Genomic DNA, 16686 nt, shown 5'->3' on the forward strand with positions numbered 1-16686 from the left:
TTTTTTGTTTTTTTAACATGCCTGCCTATTAGTCTGCTTATTAGATAAAGCTTAATGATGTTTATATTAAATCAAGCTTTCTAGTATGGGCTACTGAAGCGGTATAATGATTCGATGATAGCTAATATATTTTTGAGAGTTTCAATATTTTATGTGATTTTTTAAGTCTCTATAGATTTAGCCACTAGGGAGTTTAATGAACAGACAATACCGAGTATTAATCGTTTTGGCTTTTCTCTATCCTGGGATGATTCATGCCGCACCCGCTGCGAATGTTAAATCTTCAGTGAATCGGATAGACAATAGCGCAAAAGTGAGAGAACAACTCATTTTACCTTATGCTTTTAGCACCGATACCATGGGAGTTAATTTAGGTGTGGGTGCCATGTTAAGTGGTTACTATCAAGATCAAATGACGCTGGGGTTAACGGGTTTTACCGGTGATGTCAGTAGCGGGATTGGTGGTGGGGTATGGAACTTTATGTTACCTAAAACCGATCGGTTTTTTTTTAAGTGTCTACGGCATGATCGGCTATTATCCACAGCAGCGCGCTTATGCCGATCCTAGAGAAAGTTTTATTGATCAACATATGCCACTTTCAGGTAGTAATTATTCTTCTGCGGAACAATATTTAGAGGCTAATGGCTCGTCAAATTGGTTTGATATTAAATTAGAATACGCTTTACCTTGGGGAGCCACGGAAGCAGGTGGCTTGGTCAATTATGAGATTAAAAATGGTTTATTAGTTTCAGCGCCAAGCGGTGGCAGTGAATGGAACCCATTAACCACTGGCGCTTCGGTATTAGTGCTTAGGCAATTTAACCGCTACCAGAGTTTTGAATTTGAAAATGACAAACTCGATGGGGCAGTCCATGCTATCGAGTTAGGCATTTTATACGACAATACTGATTTTCCGATTAACCCGTCATACGGTAGCAGTCAATACTTATCCATTTCCCATGATGCAGGATGGTTAGAGTCAGATAGCCAGTGGTCTTTTATCAATTTAGATGTTAGTAAGTACTTCTCTATAGGTCCTTCTGAATATGCTAGCCAAAGGGTCATTGCTTTGAATTTCTGGACCGGTTACTCGCCGTCCTGGGAGTTAGAATATAATGACAATAATGATCGCCGAGTCACAAATAGCGCCCCCTATAATGAAGGGGCTACTTTAGGTGGTTTTTATCGTATGCGCGGCTACGATCAAAATCGTTTTCATGATAAAGCGGTTATTTATGGCACTGCTGAGTATCGTTATACCTTGAAGGCCAACCCAATCGAAGATATCCGTTGGTTACGTTTTTTGCACTTAGATTGGTTTCAGTTAGTGGGTTTTGTTGAAGCAGGACGAGTGGCAGAGTCGTATAAGACGAGTGAATTATTAAGTGATATAAAATATGACTATGGGGTATCAATTCGAGCCATGATGGCTGGATTAGTTATCCGCACTGACTTAGCAAAATCGGATGAAGGCACTAATGTGTGGATAATGGTTGATCATCCGTTTTAATTCGCTTTTTTATTGTCACCACGACGATGGCGCTATGATGTTAATATTAGCCTAGCGCTCAAGCTGAACTATAACGGGTTAGTAAAGTCTGCTAATTATGGGCCAAATTAATGATCAAAAAAAAAGCTAACACAATCGTGTTAGCTTTTTTGCACTTAACTATTATTATCAACGCTCGATTCCACGCGATTTTGAACCACTGGTATTATGGCTAGGTTGTCTCTGTGGCGCAGTTCTCGCCGATGACTGCCTACTGCTATCTGCTTGCCTATTACTACTACTGGCCTGCCTGTTAATCTCTTGTCTTGCTGGCGGCTGTGCTACCTGATGGCTCGGCTTACTTGATATTTGGTTATTAAAGCTCTGATTACTCGGTTTTTGACGCGACAGCTCTCTGGTATTATTCAACTCCCTCGACGCTTTAGCTGGCTGTTGGTCAGCGTTATTGGTTTGTGTACGCGTAACCTGTGTAGTCGTTCTGGTGTTTCTATCATTGTTTTTATATTGTGCAGGTTCCTTTTGGCGCTGCAGTTCGCGTCTGACTCGGTCGTGTTGGCCAGGAGTAGTATTGGGTTTAGTATTCAGCCGTTTATCGTTCAACTGTTTATTATTCAACTCTCTATTCTTTAATTGGCGCTCTTCGATATTGCCCGAGCGATTACCGGTGAATGCATCATCTCGAGTCATTTTATTATTTGAATAATTTTGGCGTTCTTTGCCCGCTAGCTGTAATGATTGATTCACTCTATGCTGAGGTGAATTATCCACTTTATAAGCCGCTTGACTGTTATGTGAACGTGGCTCTTTGTTCAGTGTTCTGCTTTGTGCTTGCTGCGTGTTATTACGTATGCTTCTCGCCTGTTGGTGTTGTTGATAACGCTGTGGTGAATCATAACGTTTACTCACCGAGCTGCTGCGATAGGCTACCCCATGACGATGGGTAGGTTGATGCTTCCAGCGCTTCGCACCACTGCTGTAGGCAATTTTACGTGAAGGTTGATAGTAATTGCTATGACGGTGATTAATCACAACCACACGACGTTGGGACCAATGTACAGAGCCAAAGAAGTAGTTAAAATTAACATAGACGCTTGGTCCCCAATAAATGGGTCTGTGGTATGCATAGACTGGACGGGTATACCAATATACTGGCGGATAAGCGTGCCAATACCAGTTACCATAAACCACTCGAGTGTCGTAGTAAGGCACATAAATCACTTCTGGCTGAGCAGGCTCAATAATGATCTGTTTCTCTACTTTGGTGACTCGCATATTGTCCATGTTATCAAAGCTATTAGCGTCATCCGCCTGGCGGCGCAAGGTTTGCACCATGGCTAATACGGCTTCTTCATCTTGTAAGAAGGCATCCCCTAGGTTTTGAACCCAATCAAGGTCGTCATTTAGCTTTTCTAATACGCTAGGAAAAGCGGTTAATGCGATAACACTAGGGTCCCATGACTGACCTTCAGCTAACTGCATTCTGGTGCTGACATCGACATCTTTTTGTTTTTTCACCCAGCGATTAGCCTGGACTAGCTCTAATGGATAGGTAGTGGCAATCAGAATGTGAGTTAACAGGCTATCAGGGTATAACGCGATAGGGGCGAGTATTTGCGCAAGTTCAGCTTCTGAAATAGTCTCTTCAGCGATACCTTGTTGTCTTTGCTCAGATGTTGATTGAGCAGCGTGGGCACTAAACAATGGCATGGCAATAATGACAACTGACATTATCGCAAATATGCGTATAAATAGTGACGGTAGTGAGTTAGTCCATTTCATATTATCTCCAACACTCTGGCTAAGTTAGGGTGATAATACAAAACTGAAAATGAACATAAGCTGAAAGCAGCATTTTATAATGTAAATGTTAGGCTAAATTTTGCGCCGCCTAAATCGTTTGATTTACCGACATTCAGTTTTCCTTGATAGCTATTGACTAAGTCACTCACTATCGCCAGCCCAATACCGTGACCTTGCTGATAAGTATCAGCACGCGCTCCGCGTTCAAATATTAAGGTTTGCTGCACTTCAGTCAGCCCTGGTCCATCATCCTCTACAATGATATGTAAGGAATCTATGGTGGTTTCTACAGTTAGTAATACTTGATATTTTGCTGCTTTACAGGCGTTATCAAGTAAGTTGCCTATCATTTCACTTAAGTCTGTACTGTCGCCTTTGAAAATCGCAGCTTGGTCATTATGTTGCGTGAGCTGATAATCAATATCCTTGTGACTGTCATGATAAATTTTACTTAAGGTACGGACTAACTTTGTTGCGGTGTCGTCGACATTAACCCCTAAGTACCAGGCATTTGCGGCGACGCTTTGGGCTTTTTTCAGCTGGTAACCAATAATATGATTGATATGATCAAGCTGCTCATGGCTATCTTGATTTAGTTCTGGTTGAGATTTAATTACTGCTAATGGGGTTTTTAAGCTGTGGGCTAAATCTGATAAGGCATTACGATAGCGTTTACGTTGTTGTTGTTCAGTATGCAGCAACACATTGAGCTGCTTTGCTAAAATGCTTAATTCATTGGGATATTGTTGATTAAGTTCAGTCAGTTTACCTTGTTCAACCAGGGTTATTTCATCGCTGAACTGGCGTAAAGGCTTAAGTGTCCATGCCAGCCAAATAGCTTGAATTGCCACTAAAACTAGCATCAATATACCAATCCAACTCCACAGAGTACGATTAAACTCACGGGCCTGTAATTGATAATCTGATTCATCTTTAATGATGTGGATTGTTATGGGAATAAGTTGCTTGTTAAGGGCAAAGCTAACGGTAAAACTAAACACAACATGTTTAGTTTTATCTATTTTAATCCGGTAAAACTGGCTTTCACCGACCGGTGGTTGTTGTAGCGTTGGGGTTTTAAGGCCGAAAAAAGACCCTGAAGACCACACCACTTTATGTTGTTCATTACTCACCAATGCATATAAACCTGAGCCAATAACATTGAATTGATTTTCGACCAAATGAGGAGGCATGTTGACGTCGCCATTGTCGACTTCTGTGACCGCCAATATGCTATACATATAGGCATTTAGCTGGTTTTCTATCGATAAGGCGATTTGTCTCTCGAAGGCTTTATTGACCGTAAAACCAATAGCTGGCAATAACACCACTATCAGTAACAAGCCACTTAATACAAAGCGGGCTTTGAGTGAATGTTGCCAATGCCTAGTTGCTGTCATGGTGGTTAATCTTGCAAAGAACGCAGGCGATAACCTTGGCCACGCAAGGTTTCAATCAATTGATATTGATTGTCGGGATCGAGTTTTTTTCTAAGCCTGCGAATAAATACTTCAATAACATTAGAATCTAAATCAAAGTCTTGGTCGTAAATATGTTCAATTAAAGTCGATTTTGAAATGACTTCACCTTGATGCAACATCAAATATTCAAACAATTTAAATTCAGAACTGCTTAGGGTGATTGGCTGTTGCAGAAGGCTTAACGCTAATGTTCGGGTATTTAATTGTAAAGGGCCGTTATTGATAACAGGGCTGGCTTGCCCTGCAGAGCGACGAATCAGTGCATTTAAACGAGCGGATAATTCTTCTACTTGAAAAGGCTTGGTTAAGTAGTCATCAGCGCCAGCATCTAAACCTTTTACTTTGTCTTGCCAACCATCTCTAGCCGTTAAAATTAAAATAGGGTAGCTGATCCCTTGCTGACGTAATTGTTCAATTAAGCTAATGCCGTCAATTTTTGGTAAACCGACATCGATAATCGCCGCATCAAATAGAGTTTCTTGGGCTTGAAATAAGCCGTCCTCACCATCAGATGCTACATCAACACTGTAATTTGCCTGTTGTAAATGCTGGACTAGATTGGCTTGTAAGCTTAAGTCATCTTCAACTAATAATATGCGCATTGTTAATTCCTCGACACTGCGCCGGTAACGGCATTTACGCTAGCATAAAACACTACGCCATCATTGCTGAGTAATTTAACACTATACCCTGGGTTGCCATTCACTTGGCTTGACTGTACCCGCAATACTTTGCCACCAAATTGGCTTTGGGCACGACTTGAGGCTTGTTGAGGGCTTCTTATCACTAAATTTTGCTGCTTATTATTTTGTGGTCCGGGTTGCTGCAACACGGCAAGGTTAAGCACAACTGACGATATTTGAGCGGAACTTGGCAAGCTAATGCATAGCAAGCTACACAGCAGGGATACCAATATCATTACGCTTTTTAAGGGAGCCAGATTCATGTGTTATTCCATTTAGCCAAATTAGTACGCGGTTGAAGTATTCACTGCGATCACAATAATGGTGAGTCATTTTCTGCAAAATCAATCATCAGTGTAAAAGATCCTCTTCAGTTTAGAAACAGTTAACAAACTATAAGATTGATTATCGAATAATGAAAATGAATACAGACTGAATATAAAATTTTTCTATTCGTTCAGCTTCGATTCATTTTGAATAGTCTTTAATGCACTTAAGCGAGAAGTCATTAAGGAATTATTATGCAGTCGAATTACTCAAGATTAGCGACACAAGTAAAGGGTGTTCTTATTGGTAGCATGATTATGGGCAGTTTATGCGCATCGTCATCGGTTATCGCCGATAATAATATATCTACGCCGCATGCCGTAAGTGAAGGTCGAGTGGTTAACAATCAAGCTGCGACTTTTGTTAATGAAGACAGAAAAAATCAAATTGAAAAGCTTAAGCAAAGCGCAAAGCGACTCAATAACAACCAAAGTGTAAGTAAACCATTATTGATAGACCGTGATGCACGTATTGCAGCATATCAACAAGGAACAATCGCGCTACCTGAGCTGAAGTTATCTGAGCAAAAGCCCGCCCTAACTAAGAATGCAACTAAACTGAATCAGGTAACTCAATTACAGGTTCAGCAGCAACAGCAAACCTATGTTGGTTATCGCGATTTCTCTGTCTATCAAGCCCATAGCCGCTTGTTTGACGATATTGATCAAGACGGATTCTACCAAACCTTTAGCGTGACATTCGATGCTGACGTGTATGGTTATACCCTTAATGAACCGGCCAATGTGTATGCCGAAATGTATTTAAGCCGTAACGGAGGGCCTTGGGAGTATTATTACACTACCGATGTATTTACCATTTATGGTGAATCAGAAGATGATGATTTTGAAGTGCTGACCACATTGAGCCAAGGGTATAAAACTGATTATTACGATGTGCTAATCGATTTATATGAGTACGGTTATACCGATGTGGTTGCAACCTTAAGCGCAGATCAATCTGATGGGTTATATGCCTTGGCATTAGAAAGCAGTGATCGTGATGTAATTTATCAAGAAGTCATCGTTGAAGAAGTGGTGATAGTTGAGGGGGAAGTCTGTCATGGGGCGTATTATTACTATTATTTGCAGGCTTATTCAGCAGACAGGTGATGTCTCTAAAAAATCATAACTAATAAAGATAGTAAAGAAGCGAGTAATCGTTACAATCACCTTCATTTCGAACATTGCCACGTACTAAGTTTACAGGTGATGTTAAAAAAGTGGTGTTAATAGCCGCTAAATGTTTTAAAAAGAGAGTAAATAATGAGTCATAAAGTAATGAGCAATGTTGTTAAAGTTGTATTCGCATCAGGTGCGCTTTTATTATCGGGTTGCCAACTCCCTAATCCCTATACAGGTGAAGCTGAAAACAGCAAAGCAACTAACGGTGCCATTATTGGTGCAATAGGTGGAGCCGTTATTGGCGTGGCATCATCAAGTAAAAAAGATCGTGCTAAAGGTGCAGCCATTGGCGCCGCATCGGGTGCTGCCTTAGGTGGTGGTATTGGCTATTACATGGACGTGCAAGAAGCTGAATTACGTAAGCAGTTAAAGTCGACTGGCGTAAGTGTCACCCGTAATGGTGATAATATTATCCTTAATATGCCTAATGATGTGACGTTTGCGGTTGATCAAACTGTACTGAGCACGCGCGCTAAATCAGTATTAAACAGTGTGGTATTAGTCGCCAAAGAATATGATGATACCCGCTTAAATGTCATTGGCTATACCGACAGTTCAGGTTCTGATTCTTATAACTTACGTTTATCGCAAGTGCGAGCCAGCGAAGTTGCTCAATATATTACTAGCCAAAAAGTCAGTGGCTCACGTGTATCTTCTACAGGTATGGGCGAATCAAGCCCTATAGCCAGCAATGATTCTGAGCAAGGTCGTGCGCAAAACCGTCGTGTTGAAATTGTGCTTACTCCGATGGGTAAGTAGTTGGATGACTAGCTGTTGTTAGTTGTGTAATGCAGTAACAAACATAAAAGCCACCTTGCGGTGGCTTTTGTGTTTAAGCTGTTTTTTATTTTCGAACTAATAAGCTCAATAAGCCGTCAGAGGTTATGTGTATGTGGCAGGCACTTCTTTGGAGTCTTTGACTGATATATCTTTTTTAAGTGTTAATACAATCATCATAATAATACTTAAAAAGGGGATGAAACTGGCAATAAAACCTATTGCGGTAGTCATCGCTGGATTATCTGTTTTACGTTTTGCCAGTAAAGCGATAATAATGGTAGATATAATTAGCCAAACAATAAAAAATTGGCCTAAAAAAGTTGCATCAATACTCATTGATAGAAGTCCTTATCTATAGCATTATTTTCCAGCTTACCTTTTGATTATATTATCCGCAACCTAAACGTTACAGGGTTAAAGCATAGTATGGGCTCAAATAACTTTTGATATCACTTGCCCATTTTTCAACTGGGTTGTAAGCCGGTCACCTGAGTTCACCTTGGTGGCATCAGTTAACACATGATCGTTGTGTTTGGTTATCGAATATCCTCTGGTTAATGTAGATAATGGGCTCACTGTTTCTAAGTGGTGTACCGCTTGTTTGAGGCGTAACTCGGCATGGTTAAAATACTGTTTGGCTGCGTCATTAAAGCGCGTCTCTAAAAACTGTAAGCGATTAGCTTCAACTTTTAAACTATTCACAGGTGAGCATTGTTGTAGCCTGCTGTGTAATTGTTGCTGTTGCATAGCCAAACGGTTTAAACGATGTTGTAAGGCATGTTGTAAACGCATTTGCATTTCATCAAAACGTTGTTCAAATTGCTGTAAGCGTCTGGCGGGATCATGACGTTGTAGTTGATGTTGTAATTGACTTAACCGACTTGATTGATGTAATTGGTAATGACGAATACTTTGTTGTAAACGCGACAACATCAATGCCAGCTTTTCGGCTTTATTGCCTTTGTCTTTTGATAAGAGTTCAGCCCCAGCAGAAGGTGTTGGCGCACGCACATCGGCTACATAGTCGCTGATGGTAGTGTCTATCTCATGCCCCACAGCGCTGATAACAGGGATTGAACTGTTATAAATAGCATGGGCGAGTAATTCACTATTAAAGCACCACAAGTCCTCTAGTGAGCCACCACCGCGGGTTAATAGTAATACATCCACTTCAAGGCGCCGATTGGCTATTTGAATCGCATTACAAATTAACTGACTTGCTGGGCCGCCTTGTACTTGTGTCGGATAAACAATAACTTCAATAGAGGGATCTCGCCTCGCAAGTACATGTAGTACATCGCGAAGTGCTGCGCCCGTTGCAGAGGTTATTACCCCAATACGCTGGATATTATCAGGCAGTGGGCGTTTAGTATCTGCGGCAAATAATCCTTCTGCTGCCAATTTCATTTTTAGCGCTTCATATTCTTGCGCTAATAAACCATCACCTGCAGGCAACATAGATTCAATTAATAATTGATAATCTCCACGGGGCTCATAAACGCTGATCGCGCCTTTGACTAATACTTGCTGGCCATTAACAGGGCGAAAACGCACTGCTTGATTACGGCCCTTAAACATCGCACAACGAATTTGAGAGAAATTATCCTTAAGCGTCAGATACCAATGGCCAGAGGAGGGCGATGAGAAGTTTGAAATCTCGCCATTAAGCCAAATTTTACCCAATTGACCTTCAAGAATTTGCCTGACTTCGCCGTTTAATTTGGAGACGGTATAAACATTGTTTTTTGTGGCACTCATGACTGTTCTTATTCTAAGGGTAATAAAAAGCTATTTTCCATTTACCAACTGCAATATGCAAGGTATAATCTCGCCGCAATATTTCACCTCAAATCCTACTTACTAGGGAGATGTTGCCATGCTACGTTTACTGAAAGATGCACTAACCTTTGATGATGTGTTGTTGGTTCCTGCCCACTCGACCGTACTCCCTAATACCGCTGTGCTTAAAACTCGTTTAACCAATAAAATCGAACTAAACATTCCACTTGTGTCTGCTGCTATGGACACTGTGACTGAATCTCGCCTTGCTATCGCGATGGCGCAAGAGGGCGGTTTAGGTTTTATTCATAAAAATATGAGTATTGAGCAACAAGCCGAAGAAGTTCGTAAAGTTAAAAGTTATGAGGCTGGTATCGTTCAAGACCCGGTTACCGTAACCCCAGCAACAACCTTGACTGACCTACGTGAGTTAACAGAGCGCAATGGTTTTGCCGGTTACCCTGTGGTGAATGATGCCCATGAACTTGTGGGTATTATTACCGGCCGTGACGTACGTTTTGTGACTGACTGGAGCAAAACTGTTGCTGACATGATGACGCCAAAAGATCGCTTGGTGACTGTCGCTGAAGGCACTAAGTTAGATGAAGTGCAAAAATTAATGCACTCTCATCGTATTGAAAAAGTCCTTGTGGTTGATGGTAACTTTAAACTTAAAGGCCTAATCACAGTTAAAGATTTCGAAAAAGCTGAGCGTAAGCCAAATGCATGTAAAGACGAATTAGGTCGTTTACGTGTCGGTGCTGCGGTTGGTGCAGGCCCTGGCAATGAAGAACGTGTTGATGCCCTCGTAAAAGCCGGTGTTGACGTGTTATTGATTGACTCATCACACGGACATTCAGAAGGCGTATTACAGCGCATTCGTGACACCCGCGCTAAATACCCTGATTTACAAATTGTTGGCGGCAACGTGGCCACGGCTTCTGGCGCATTAGCGTTAGTGGAAGCTGGCGTAAATGCAGTAAAAGTGGGTATTGGCCCTGGTTCAATTTGTACTACGCGTATTGTAACAGGTGTAGGCGTACCGCAGATTACAGCGGTGTCTGATGCTGCTGAAGCAGTATTAGCATTAGGTATTCCGGTTATCGCTGATGGTGGTATTCGTTTCTCTGGTGACTTAGCCAAAGCATTAGCTGCTGGTGCATCATGTATCATGGCGGGTTCTATGTTTGCTGGTACTGATGAAGCTCCGGGTGAAACCGAGCTTTACCAAGGCCGTGCTTATAAGTCATATCGCGGTATGGGCTCACTTGGCGCAATGGGTCAGACTCAAGGCTCATCAGACCGTTATTTCCAAAGCGACAACGCTGCAGACAAGCTCGTTCCTGAAGGTGTTGAAGGCCGCGTACCTTATAAAGGTAAGCTGAAAGAAATTATCCATCAACATATGGGTGGCTTACGTTCATGTATGGGCCTAACAGGTTGTGCGACCATTAAAGATTTAAATGAAAAAGCGCAGTTTGTTAGAGTGACTTCAGCTGGTATGGGTGAATCACATGTTCATGATGTGACCATTACTAAAGAAGCACCGAACTACCGTTCAGGCTCTTAATCGATTAGTTTCCGATAACAGAGCGACGTAAGTCGCTCTGTTTGACACTATTTCAAATGGCTTAAACACTGTGTTTAGGTTATGCATTAATCAATATTTGAAGGTAATCCATGAGTAATATCCATGAGCATAAGATACTGATCCTTGATTTTGGTTCTCAGTACACCCAACTTATCGCCCGCCGTATTCGTGAAATTGGCGTTTATTGCGAACTTTGGGCTTGGGATGTAAGCGAAGAGCAAATCCGCGGTTTTGCCCCAAATGGTATTATTTTAGCGGGTGGTCCAGAAAGTGTGACTGCCGCTAATTCTCCACGCGCTCCAGAATACGTGTTCAACGCTGGCGTACCTGTCTTAGGTATTTGTTACGGCATGCAAACTATGTCTGAGCAGCTTGGTGGTAAAGTCATTCAAGGCATAGGTGAAGGTGAGTTTGGCTATGCTCAAATAGAGTTACAAACTACTTCTGCATTATTCAAAAGCATTGAAGATGCTGTTAGCGCCGAAGGTAAGCCTCTTCTTGATGTGTGGATGAGCCACGGTGATAAAGTGTCAGCCATTCCAGAAGGTTTTGTTGCTGTCGCTAAAACCGATACCTGTCCTTTTGCGGCAATGGCCAATGAAGACAAAAGATTCTACGGCGTACAATTTCATCCAGAAGTAACCCACACTCGTCAAGGTCAGCGTATGCTTGAGCATTTCGCCCTTGAAATTTGTGGTTGTCCAGCCAACTGGAAACCGTCATCGATTATTGAAGACGCGGTTGAGCGTTTAAAGCAACAAATCGGTGATGATGAAGTTATTTTAGGGTTATCTGGCGGAGTAGATTCATCGGTTGTGGCCATGCTGCTGCATCGTGCTATTGGTGACAAATTAACCTGTGTGTTCGTTGATAATGGCTTATTACGCTTAAACGAAGCTGAACAAGTATTAGAGATGTTTGGCGATCACTTTGGACTCAAAATTGTCCATGTCGATGCTGAGAATCGCTTTTTAGATGCATTAGCATCAGAAGCAGAACCAGAAGCTAAACGTAAAATTATTGGCCGCGTATTTGTTGAAATTTTTGATGAAGAATCTAAAAAATGCGCCAATGCTAAATGGTTAGCCCAAGGTACTATCTATCCTGATGTAATTGAATCAGCAGGTAGTGCTACAGGTAAAGCGCATGTAATTAAATCACACCACAATGTTGGCGGATTACCTGCCGATATGAAGATGGGCTTAGTTGAGCCATTACGTGAGTTATTTAAAGATGAAGTGCGTAAAATTGGTCTTGAATTAGGCTTACCATACAATATGCTTTACCGTCACCCATTCCCTGGGCCTGGTCTTGGGGTACGCGTATTAGGTGAAGTTAAGAAAGAGTATTGTGACTTACTGCGCCGCGCCGATGCTATCTTCATTGAAGAATTACACAAAGCAGATTTATACAACAAAGTCAGCCAAGCGTTTACCGTGTTTTTACCTGTACGTTCTGTTGGCGTAATGGGTGATGGCCGTAAATATGATTGGGTTGTATCATTGCGTGCAGTGGAAACAATCGACTTTATGACCGCGCATTGGGCACACTTACCTTATGATTTCTTAGGTCGTGTATCTAACCGGATTATCAATGAAGTAGATGGTATTTCACGAGTGGTTTACGATATATCAGGTAAGCCTCCAGCAACGATTGAATGGGAATAATGCGTCAGCATTAAGCCTACTTATTCATAAAAAAGACGCTTCGGCGTCTTTTTTATTTGCTAGAATAGCGCTGTACAATCATTGCCTAGGTTAATAAAGTGATAAACACCCCAGAAAAAGACACTCAAGAAGCTATCGACATTAAGTGGATGCGTGTTGCCATGCAATTTGCTGAGCTAGCAGAGCAAAAGGGCGAAGTGCCAGTGGGTGCTGTATTAGTCAAAGATGATGTGATGATTGCCAGTGGTTTTAATTTAAGTATTTTAAATCAAGACCCTACCGCACATGCGGAAATGGAATGTATTCGCCAGGCGGGTAAAATATTAGCTAACTATCGTATGTTAGATACCACTTTATATGTCACCTTAGAGCCTTGCACTATGTGCGCGGGAGCCATGATCCACAGCCGTATTAAGCGGGTGGTTTATGGTGCAGATGATTTAAAAACAGGCGCAGCGGGGAGTGTGATGAATTTACTGCAGCATCCGGCATTTAATCATCAGCTCGAAGTGACTTCTGGTGTACTAGCGCCAGAATGTGGTAATCAGTTAAGCGCTTTTTTCTCCCGTCGCCGAGCTGAGAAAAAAGCCCTAAAACAAGCACGGCAGTTAGCTATCGAGCCCGATGGCATCAAAGGCCGTTAAGCATATTGTTTTAGCAAAAAATCATTTGTTAAATATCACAGTTTTTACAATTCCTTCTAAATAGTCTACGTAATTTCAATGTGTTAACATATAATACCGCTTCTTTTATAAATCGGAAATGAAGCAAATTTTATATGGAATTGAAAAAAACAACACTAGGATTATTGTTGATGGTTTTAGCTGGGTGTGGCGGCAGTGAAGAATCTTCTATACCTGAAGTAGAACAACCTAAACTCCAAAGAAACTTAGCATCAAAAGACAATGGCGCAACAATAGAAGCATCTTATGATGCTCAAAATGCTAAGCTATTAATTGATAATGATATTCTTTCAAGTGCATATTGGTCTCCTAATGTCAGTGGAGACTTCTTCGTAATAGATTTTGGCCAGATAAGCCATGTCTCTTCAATTGAGCTTTTTGCTGAGCCGCTTATTTGGGAATCGAATTTTTATACTATTGAAGTATCAACAGATAAAATTAACTGGACTAAGACCTGGACCATGATGAATCAACCGGGAGTAATCCAGTGTTCTCAATTTAAGATGGGTCCTTCTTCTGGCAGCATGAAATGTACATTTGATAGAGATAATGCTCTTTATGGTCCCGATGCACGATATTTAAAAATTACCATGACAAGTCCGAAACAAGAAGATATTTCTAGAACCCTGTTTAAAGAAATTATTGTTGACGGCAAATAATGGCTAAGATTGTTTTATAACCAGGTTTTATTTTGGATCATAGCCATCATTAACCAAGAGATTGAAGAGGCATATAACATCTATTCTGTTTATCGCCTCTACAATTGCTTAGACCAAATGTCCTTAGGCATCTAATAATTACTCAGACTCCTCATCAAATCAGTTCAATTTACTTGTTCTAGGGCATTCACGGTTTTACTTATTTATCCTACTATTACTACCCCTTCAGCTTATCATTTGTTAGGTGTGAACTCAGAATATGAAGAACAAAATTTTAAATACTGGTAAATAGAGATTCAACCCATTAAAAAATTACTGCCACATGAGAGTGGCATGCTAGCCGCTATTGCCGATTTTTCCCTAGCTTACAAAATTGTCCTTTCTAGTGGGTTACTAGTAAGCTTTTTACTACAGGCAATTGTTTGATTTTAGCTTGGTATTGATAGCGACAGGAGTTGATTCTCATCGTTGAAATATTCAGTACGGCCATTGGAACAAAGTGTGACTTTATTGAAGGTGACTAAAATGACAAAATTGTGCTTATAGGAGATGCTTGCGCCAGTGTGGCAGGGATTAGTATTTTTGGGCCACTCATTAATTACACTTTAAACTCCCGCTAAAGATCACATATTTAATCGGATTTGTTTTAAAAACGATCAAAAGGAATAAAAAAACGGATGCCTAGGCATCCGGAGTTTGGAAAGAGAAGAAAATATGCTGTCTATTCTTGATACGTCTTTTTTGCAGTTTTAACATCACCCGCCTGCGAGACATAAAATTACTTGCTAGTGGTCTTTTCATAATGACTCCATATACATTTTCGACTGATATTGTAACATCAATACTAGCCCTTAGGGACTGTTGTTGAGTCTGCTATTGGTTCTATATTGTCGGCAACGGCTTCAGGCGTTGGCTCTGAGTCGATAATGTCTATTTGCTTAGTTTGATCATCAATCCAGACTAGCGTGTCATAATAACGACGAATACTATCAACGTAATGCACAGCTTCACTTCCACGAGCATAACCATAGCGCGTTTGTTTATAATATTTAGATTGCTGTAATAAAGGCAATACCTTTTTAACATCTCGCCAAGCATCGGGGTCCATTCCCATCGATTCTGTTAGTCTACGGGCGTCTTCCACATGTCCTAAACCAATATTATATGAGGCTAGGGCAAACCAAATTCGCTGATTATCTGAAATAGTATCAGGTAAGCGCTCCATCATATCTTTTAAATAAAATGCACCGCCTCGAATACTTTGCTCTGGATCAAGCCGGTTATCGACTCCCACGTAAGCCGCTGTAGGAAGCGTCAACATCATCATGCCCCTAACACCTGTCGGTGAGCGAGCTGAAGGATTCCAATGGGATTCTTGATAACTGGCAGCGGCTAATTTACGCCAATCAAAGTCGCCAGAATATTGTTCAAACATACTGCGGTATTCAGGTAACACATTATCGATAGCACGGATAAAGGCGCGGGTATCGACATAATCAAACCGTTTAACGTGACCAAAATACTTTTCGTTTAAATGCTCTAAGGTGCCCGCGCGCTTTTCATTATGCCAAAAAGCCAGTAATTTACTCATTAAGCGATCACTTTCATCAGGTGGTAAAAGCCACACGACTTCAAGCTTCTCTTCTAAAATCATACCTTCACGTAACTCGGGTAAGAAACGTTGGTTGATTAACAAGCTGTTTGAATCTGCAATTGTGTAGTTGATGTCGCCATTGGCCACTAAAGCGAATAAATCTTCGTAGTCTTTATCATTTACCTGATTCCACATTAAATCGGGATGATTTTTTTGCAACTGGGTTAACGTGTGTATAGAAGACGAATTAGACGCAACCGTGATTTCACCCGCAAGATTGGCAATATCCTTAGGTTCTGGGGTGCCTTCTTTATAAACCAGTACTTGATTAACCTTGTACATGGTTGGGCCAAGTTTAAATTGCTTTATGCGGTTGGGGGTTTTCGCGATACCGGCAGCAATAATGTCAATTTTACCTTGCTTAAGTGCACTAAATAATTGTTTACGGTCAGTAAAAGGTACCATTTGTAATGGTACACCTAGATAATCAGCAAACTTGCTTGCCATTTCAAAATCAAAGCCTGACTCTCCCAACTCTTCCGAGTTAAGATAAATTTGTGGACCATAAAGCGTGCCGACACGAAGTTCAGTTTGCTTTGGTGCTGAAGATATAATGTCTTCTATTTGTTGTTTTTCGGCTGGCTGACAGGCCGAAATAAAAATAACAAACAAAATGGTGGTTATTTTTTTTATCATACTTTTCAATAGATTATTTAATAAAATAGTTGTTGGGAATCAAAATAAATGGCTATTGTAAGCTCATGCAGAAAGAGTGTATCGCTAAGCTGTTGGGTATTTTATGCCGCCTACTTTAGCAGGAGTTATTAAAATCGCATAGTGCTGGTTAAAATAACAGCGATTATGCTGAGCTAAATGATGAAATTGCATTGTCAATGTTATGCCAATGTTACGGTTAGGGTGCTTAACAAGGCTAATTATCCATAACCTTT

Annotated in this window: 15 protein-coding genes; 8 read left to right on the forward strand and 7 right to left on the reverse strand. The window is 41.0% G+C overall.

The features are described from left to right. Positions 1-196: 196 nt before the first annotated feature. Together ACRWP9_RS08100 and ACRWP9_RS08105 are read left to right on the forward strand one after the other, a co-directional pair. A complete protein-coding gene (locus ACRWP9_RS08100; protein WP_434928670.1) occupies positions 197-568 on the forward strand; it encodes a hypothetical protein in 372 nt (123 codons plus the stop codon). Beyond that, positions 525-1511 carry a BamA/TamA family outer membrane protein gene (locus ACRWP9_RS08105; RefSeq protein ID WP_434928671.1) on the forward strand — a complete coding sequence of 329 codons (987 nt, stop codon included), beginning with the start codon at positions 525-527 and terminating at the stop codon, positions 1509-1511. The genes ACRWP9_RS08100 and ACRWP9_RS08105 overlap by 44 nt, the downstream gene beginning before the upstream one ends. A gap of 168 nt (positions 1512-1679) precedes the next feature. On the opposite strand, the gene ACRWP9_RS08110 is transcribed toward ACRWP9_RS08105, so the two are convergent. The 4 genes from ACRWP9_RS08110 to ACRWP9_RS08125 all read right to left on the reverse strand — a co-directional run bounded on the left by ACRWP9_RS08110 (position 1680) and on the right by ACRWP9_RS08125 (position 5738). Continuing rightward, the gene (locus ACRWP9_RS08110) at positions 1680-3290 is read right to left on the reverse strand and encodes a DUF3300 domain-containing protein (RefSeq protein WP_434928672.1); all 1611 of its coding nucleotides are present in this window, start codon (positions 3288-3290) and stop codon (positions 1680-1682) included. A 74-nt stretch (positions 3291-3364) separates the two neighbouring features. Next, complete coding sequence (locus tag ACRWP9_RS08115; RefSeq protein WP_434928673.1) at positions 3365-4711, reverse strand: ATP-binding protein; 1347 nt, start codon at positions 4709-4711, stop codon at positions 3365-3367. Positions 4712-4716: 5 nt separating this feature from the next. Next, positions 4717-5394 carry a response regulator transcription factor gene (locus ACRWP9_RS08120; RefSeq protein ID WP_434928674.1) on the reverse strand — a complete coding sequence of 226 codons (678 nt, stop codon included), beginning with the start codon at positions 5392-5394 and terminating at the stop codon, positions 4717-4719. A gap of 2 nt (positions 5395-5396) precedes the next feature. Continuing rightward, positions 5397-5738 carry a PepSY domain-containing protein gene (locus ACRWP9_RS08125; RefSeq protein WP_434928675.1) on the reverse strand — a complete coding sequence of 114 codons (342 nt, stop codon included), beginning with the start codon at positions 5736-5738 and terminating at the stop codon, positions 5397-5399. A gap of 258 nt (positions 5739-5996) precedes the next feature. On the opposite strand from ACRWP9_RS08125, the gene ACRWP9_RS08130 reads away from it, so the two are divergent. Continuing rightward, positions 5997-6911 (forward strand): choice-of-anchor H family protein, encoded by a 915-nt coding sequence (locus ACRWP9_RS08130; RefSeq protein ID WP_434928676.1) that lies wholly within the window; start codon positions 5997-5999, stop codon positions 6909-6911. 153 nt (positions 6912-7064) lie between these two features. Beyond that, on the forward strand, positions 7065-7742 hold the full coding sequence (locus ACRWP9_RS08135) for an OmpA family protein (protein ID WP_434928677.1): 678 nt from the start codon (positions 7065-7067) through the stop codon (positions 7740-7742). Between the two features lie 123 nt (positions 7743-7865). Here the strand turns inward: ACRWP9_RS08135 and ACRWP9_RS08140 are convergent, their stop codons facing one another. Both ACRWP9_RS08140 and xseA read right to left on the reverse strand, forming a co-directional pair. Next, on the reverse strand, positions 7866-8099 hold the full coding sequence (locus tag ACRWP9_RS08140) for a hypothetical protein (RefSeq protein ID WP_434928678.1): 234 nt from the start codon (positions 8097-8099) through the stop codon (positions 7866-7868). A 96-nt stretch (positions 8100-8195) separates the two neighbouring features. After that, complete coding sequence (xseA, locus tag ACRWP9_RS08145) at positions 8196-9521, reverse strand: exodeoxyribonuclease VII large subunit (RefSeq protein ID WP_434928679.1); 1326 nt, start codon at positions 9519-9521, stop codon at positions 8196-8198. Positions 9522-9639: 118 nt separating this feature from the next. On the opposite strand from xseA, the gene guaB reads away from it, so the two are divergent. The 4 genes from guaB (at position 9640) to ACRWP9_RS08165 (ending at position 14142) form a co-directional block, all read left to right on the forward strand. After that, on the forward strand, positions 9640-11112 hold the full coding sequence (gene guaB / locus ACRWP9_RS08150) for an IMP dehydrogenase (RefSeq protein WP_226410523.1): 1473 nt from the start codon (positions 9640-9642) through the stop codon (positions 11110-11112). A gap of 110 nt (positions 11113-11222) precedes the next feature. Then, positions 11223-12800 carry a glutamine-hydrolyzing GMP synthase gene (gene guaA / locus ACRWP9_RS08155; RefSeq protein ID WP_434928680.1) on the forward strand — a complete coding sequence of 526 codons (1578 nt, stop codon included), beginning with the start codon at positions 11223-11225 and terminating at the stop codon, positions 12798-12800. A 101-nt stretch (positions 12801-12901) separates the two neighbouring features. Continuing rightward, positions 12902-13444 (forward strand): tRNA adenosine(34) deaminase TadA, encoded by a 543-nt coding sequence (tadA, locus tag ACRWP9_RS08160; protein WP_434928970.1) that lies wholly within the window; start codon positions 12902-12904, stop codon positions 13442-13444. A 134-nt stretch (positions 13445-13578) separates the two neighbouring features. Continuing rightward, positions 13579-14142, forward strand: coding sequence for a discoidin domain-containing protein (locus tag ACRWP9_RS08165; RefSeq protein WP_434928681.1), 564 nt, complete (start codon positions 13579-13581; stop codon positions 14140-14142). 844 nt (positions 14143-14986) lie between these two features. Here ACRWP9_RS08165 and mltF read toward each other — a convergent pair. Further along, positions 14987-16420, reverse strand: a complete 1434-nt coding sequence (gene mltF, locus ACRWP9_RS08170) for a membrane-bound lytic murein transglycosylase MltF (protein ID WP_434928972.1) — start codon at positions 16418-16420, stop codon at positions 14987-14989. Positions 16421-16686: the final 266 nt, after the last annotated feature.

It is taken from the genome of Shewanella sp. HL-SH2 (genome assembly GCF_051164935.1).
Classification (GTDB): Bacteria; Pseudomonadota; Gammaproteobacteria; order Enterobacterales; family Shewanellaceae; genus Shewanella; species Shewanella glacialimarina.

Coding starts and splice junctions, on each gene's coding strand:
- ACRWP9_RS08100 (WP_434928670.1), top strand. CDS start 197: ATGAACAGACAATACCGAGTATTAATCGTTTTGGCTTTTCTCTATCCT.
- ACRWP9_RS08105 (WP_434928671.1), top strand. CDS start 525: ATGATCGGCTATTATCCACAGCAGCGCGCTTATGCCGATCCTAGAGAA.
- ACRWP9_RS08110 (WP_434928672.1), bottom strand. CDS start 3,290: ATGAAATGGACTAACTCACTACCGTCACTATTTATACGCATATTTGCG.
- ACRWP9_RS08115 (WP_434928673.1), bottom strand. CDS start 4,711: ATGACAGCAACTAGGCATTGGCAACATTCACTCAAAGCCCGCTTTGTA.
- ACRWP9_RS08120 (WP_434928674.1), bottom strand. CDS start 5,394: ATGCGCATATTATTAGTTGAAGATGACTTAAGCTTACAAGCCAATCTA.
- ACRWP9_RS08125 (WP_434928675.1), bottom strand. CDS start 5,738: ATGAATCTGGCTCCCTTAAAAAGCGTAATGATATTGGTATCCCTGCTG.
- ACRWP9_RS08130 (WP_434928676.1), top strand. CDS start 5,997: ATGCAGTCGAATTACTCAAGATTAGCGACACAAGTAAAGGGTGTTCTT.
- ACRWP9_RS08135 (WP_434928677.1), top strand. CDS start 7,065: ATGAGTCATAAAGTAATGAGCAATGTTGTTAAAGTTGTATTCGCATCA.
- ACRWP9_RS08140 (WP_434928678.1), bottom strand. CDS start 8,099: ATGAGTATTGATGCAACTTTTTTAGGCCAATTTTTTATTGTTTGGCTA.
- xseA (WP_434928679.1), bottom strand. CDS start 9,521: ATGAGTGCCACAAAAAACAATGTTTATACCGTCTCCAAATTAAACGGC.
- guaB (WP_226410523.1), top strand. CDS start 9,640: ATGCTACGTTTACTGAAAGATGCACTAACCTTTGATGATGTGTTGTTG.
- guaA (WP_434928680.1), top strand. CDS start 11,223: ATGAGTAATATCCATGAGCATAAGATACTGATCCTTGATTTTGGTTCT.
- ACRWP9_RS08165 (WP_434928681.1), top strand. CDS start 13,579: ATGGAATTGAAAAAAACAACACTAGGATTATTGTTGATGGTTTTAGCT.